Annotated in this window: 5 protein-coding genes and 2 tRNA genes; 3 read left to right on the top strand and 4 right to left on the bottom strand. The window is 62.5% G+C overall.

The features are described 5' to 3' along the window. Nucleotides 1-133, bottom strand: a 133-nt coding sequence (locus ENZ74_RS25045) for a GTP-binding protein (protein ID WP_245261238.1), incomplete at its 3' end; no start/stop codon positions are given. A gap of 312 nt (nt 134-445) precedes the next feature. Here ENZ74_RS25045 and ENZ74_RS25040 point away from each other — a divergent pair. Beyond that, complete coding sequence (locus ENZ74_RS25040; RefSeq protein WP_063168074.1) at nt 446-1,333, top strand: DMT family transporter; 888 nt, start codon at nt 446-448, stop codon at nt 1,331-1,333. Between the two features lie 132 nt (nt 1,334-1,465). On the opposite strand, the gene ENZ74_RS25035 is transcribed toward ENZ74_RS25040, so the two are convergent. Then, nucleotides 1,466-1,723, bottom strand: coding sequence for a GlsB/YeaQ/YmgE family stress response membrane protein (locus ENZ74_RS25035; protein WP_013531402.1), 258 nt, complete (start codon nt 1,721-1,723; stop codon nt 1,466-1,468). A 132-nt stretch (nt 1,724-1,855) separates the two neighbouring features. Between ENZ74_RS25035 and ENZ74_RS25030 the strand changes: the two genes are divergently transcribed. Next, complete coding sequence (locus ENZ74_RS25030; protein WP_024505802.1) at nt 1,856-2,320, top strand: YidB family protein; 465 nt, start codon at nt 1,856-1,858, stop codon at nt 2,318-2,320. A gap of 76 nt (nt 2,321-2,396) precedes the next feature. On the opposite strand, the gene ENZ74_RS25025 is transcribed toward ENZ74_RS25030, so the two are convergent. Together ENZ74_RS25025 and ENZ74_RS25020 are read right to left on the bottom strand one after the other, a co-directional pair. After that, nucleotides 2,397-2,470: transfer RNA gene (locus ENZ74_RS25025), tRNA-Gly, on the bottom strand. Between the two features lie 89 nt (nt 2,471-2,559). Next, nucleotides 2,560-2,644, bottom strand: a tRNA-Tyr gene (locus ENZ74_RS25020). Between the two features lie 198 nt (nt 2,645-2,842). Between ENZ74_RS25020 and rlmB the strand changes: the two genes are divergently transcribed. Then, nucleotides 2,843-3,691 (top strand): 23S rRNA (guanosine(2251)-2'-O)-methyltransferase RlmB, encoded by an 849-nt coding sequence (rlmB, locus tag ENZ74_RS25015; protein ID WP_063168075.1) that lies wholly within the window; start codon nt 2,843-2,845, stop codon nt 3,689-3,691. Nucleotides 3,692-3,804 lie beyond the last annotated feature (113 nt).

The following is a 3,804-nucleotide window of genomic DNA, read 5'->3' as shown; positions in this document are numbered from 1 at the left end:
TCTGGTCGTAGCGCTTGTATTCGCCAAAATACTTGGTGATCGCCGCCGTCAGCGACGTCTTGCCATGGTCGACGTGGCCAATCGTGCCGATGTTCACGTGAGGCTTGTTACGCTCGAATTTACCTTTTGCCATTGTCTCTTTCCTTGGACGGCCCGGATCTTCAGTTCGGTCGAAGACCTTCAGTTCAGTCGAATGCGGGGCGATTAGCGACAAAGGCCAAAAAACACAAGCGTCTTTTGGCCGGGTGCCGTCTCACTCAGTCCGAACCATCGATCCGATTGCGGGGATGTGGCGCTGATATAGGAAGGCTCCGGGCAAAATGAAGGGGTAGCGGGCCGACCGATCGAGGCCGCGAAAGCGCCGGCTTGCTTGCCCGGCCCTGTCTGAATCATGGCCAGGCCATGGACCATTGCCGCCGCCATCCGCCTCTGATCTTGTGGCCGGATGCATTTCATCCCTGTCTCTATCCGCGGCCCGCTGTTCATGATCGTCTCGACGGGGTCGTATCTCGTCAACGATACAATGATGAAGCTCGCGACGGCGGGCCTGCCGTCTTATGAGGTGCTGTTTCTGCGGGGTGCCGCGGCGGCCCTCTGGGGCTTCCCGCTGCTGTTCGCGCTGGGCTACGGCAAGCAGATCCCGCTGATCTTCGACAAGCGCGTCCTGAGCCGGAACGTGCTCGAGCTGGCGGCGATCCTTTGCTATGTGGTCGCGCTCGCCAACATGCAGATCGCCGATTCCACCGCGCTCGGCCAGATCACGCCGCTCTTGATGCTGGTTGGCTCCTCGATCCTGTTTGGCGAGCGGATCGGCGGCCGGCGCATGGCGCTGATCGGGCTCGGCTTCGTCGGCGCGCTGATGGTGGCGCAGCCGACCATGCAAGGCATTTCGGTCTATGCCCTGCTGGCGCTCGGCAACGCAGCCCTTGCAGCGGCGCGCGACCTAGCCGGCCGGCGGGTCTCGGCCGAGGTGCCGGGGATGATCGTGGCGATTTCCGCCGTCGTGGTGGTGCTGATCGGCGCCGGCGCCGCGCATCTTGTTTCCGAGCGCTGGGTCATGCCCGGGGCGCATCACCTGCTGCTGATGGCAGGTGCTGGATTTTTCCTGATCTTCGGCCACTTCTTCATCTTCATGGCCTATCGCGTCGGACCGACCAGCGCCGTGGCGCCGTTCTACTATTGCTTCACCGTCTGGGCGGTCATTTCGGGCCTGCTGGTGTTCGGGCAATTCCCCAACACACTGGCGGTCTGTGGCATCCTGCTGGTCGTCGGCAGCGGGCTGACCATCGTGTCGCTGGATCAGCGCCAGCGCCGGTTGGCCGTCGTCGCCTAGCCTCGTTTCATTGCGGGAACGCCGATCTTTGTTTTCGCCGCCCCGATGCCATAGGCAAGCCACAGCCGGGCATACCGGCCTGAAGCCGGTCTTGCCTTCAGAAACTCGAAACCTCAGACGATCCGCAGGCGCCTAAAGCGTCCGCCTTGCGCTGAACTGATGGTAGGCCCACAGAACAACCACCGCCCCGATGACGGCAACGATCAGGCTGTAGATGTTGAGACCGGTGACGCCTGATGCGCCGAAGGCACTGAAGATCAGCCCGCCGACAATGGCGCCGACGATGCCCAGCACGATATCCATTATGACACCCTGGCCGGTCTTGTTGACGATCTTGCTGCCTATGAAGCCGGCGACCACGCCGAGAATGATCCAGCTGATGATACCCATTTTTTCCTCTCCATCCCCTCGCCAGCCGAACATTTTCATATGATTGTCAAAACCTCAAGCCAGCTTGAAATTCCGCCCGAATGCTTCATTGTTGAGGAGGGGTCGGGCCTTGGTCGCTATGGAGGATCCACGATGGGACTTTTTGACAACGCCGTTCCCGGCGGCAACATCACCAAACCTCTGATGATCGCACTCGGCGCATTGCTGGTCGGCAAGATGCTGAGCGGCAGAAGTGCCGAAGAGCCGGAACAGTCTCCCGTGCCCGCTCCGACCGCCCCCGTCCCGACGGAAACCACATCCGCCGACGGTGGCCTGCTGGGCGGCCTGGGCGGACTGCTCGAAAAGCTCCGGGACGCCGGTCACGGCAACACCGCGGACTCCTGGGTCGGAACCGGCCAGAACCAGTCGATCAACGCCAACGATCTTGGCGCCGCGATCGGACCGCAGATCATCCGCGAGATCGCGCAACGGACCGGACTGGACGAGCAGGAACTGCTCAAGCAACTGTCCACCGCCCTGCCCGGCATCGTCGACAAGCTGACGCCGAATGGCCAGGTGCCGCAGCAGCACCAGGTCGCATCCGCGTTCAACAGCTGACGCGGCGCAGCCACGACAATTGGAGCGCTGCGCTTCGTGCGCAGTGCTTCGGCTTGCCGGTGATGGGATGAGTGTCTGGAGCGGGTAGCGGGAATCGAACCCGCATATTCAGCTTGGAAGGCTGCTGCTCTACCACTGAGCTATACCCGCGCCTTACCTGAAGTACCGGATTCATCCGAAAAGCGCCATGCACTTTTCGGTCCGATTCTTGTCGCGTTTCAGGGCTTCCGGGCCGGCAGTGGTGGAGAGGGTTGGATTCGAACCAACGTAAGCTAAGCTAACGGATTTACAGTCCGTCCCCTTTAACCACTCGGGCACCTCTCCAGTCTGCCGCCGGAGCCATGCAACGAGGCATTCACGCCGATCCGGACCCGAGTTATGTGTTCTCCGAAACCAGCGCAGCGCCTTATGGCGGCAAGGCCATTGGGTGTCAACCGCGCAGCCAGCGTTTTTCGATGTTGTTCGCCGGCTGTGACGGCGGGCCATATCCTTGGCCGGAGGACACCGCTATAGAAGCCAGCCATGAGCGATAAAACCAACACCCCCAAAGACACCCATTACGCCAAGCTGCGCCGCGCCTATCGCGACGAGAAAAGCGGCGGCGCGCCGGCGTTCCGGCCTCGACAGCCGGTTCCGCCGGGCGAAAATGCCGCGGACGGACTGGTGCGGCTCTACGGCCTGCACACGGTTCGCGCCGCACTCGACAATCCGCGCCGCAAGATCAGGAAGATGCTGGTGACGCGCAATGCGGCCGAGCGCCTCGAAATCGCCGATCTCGCCGCCCTGCCCTTCAAGACGGAACTGGTCGAACCCAGGGATATCGACAAGATCACAGGGTCGGATGCCGTGCATCAGGGTGTGCTGATCGAGGCCGAGCCGCTTAAAGCCAAGCGGCTCGATGCGCTTGGTGACGCGAATCTGGTGCTGGTGCTCGACCAGATCACCGACCCGCACAATGTCGGCGCCATCCTGCGCTCGGCGGTCGCCTTCGGCGCCGGCGCGCTGATCACCACGGCCCGCCACAGCCCGCAGGAATCGGGCGTGCTGGCGAAATCCGCCTCGGGCGCGCTGGAGCACATCGACCAGATCGAGGTGAAGAACCTCGCCGAAGCGCTCGGCCAGCTGCACGAGGCCGGCTTTCGCACCATCGGGCTTGATTCGGACGCGCCGGCCGAACTCGAAAAGAGCTTTGCCGGAGAAAAGATCGCCCTGGTGCTGGGCGCCGAAGGCAAAGGCCTGCGCCAGAAGACCCGCGAGACGGTGACCACGCTGGCGCGGCTCGACATGCCCGGCGCCATCCATTCGCTCAACGTATCGAATGCCGCGGCGATCAGCCTTTACGTGGCACGGGCATTTTTGAAGCGCGGCTAAGCCAAAAACATCTCGAAACGAGAAACGGGTTCCGGCCATAGACGCCGGAACCCGTTCTTCGATGGGCCAGGAGTTGGCGGCTTGGGAACGTTGCGCCGCCCTCTCCTGACCTA

Origin of the sequence: Mesorhizobium sp. M7A.F.Ca.CA.002.15.2.1, assembly GCF_003998715.1 — a bacterium.
Classification (GTDB): Bacteria; Pseudomonadota; Alphaproteobacteria; order Rhizobiales; family Rhizobiaceae; genus Mesorhizobium; species Mesorhizobium ciceri.
Note: the sequence above shows the minus strand (reverse complement) of the source record. Positions and strands in the feature narration are given on the sequence as shown.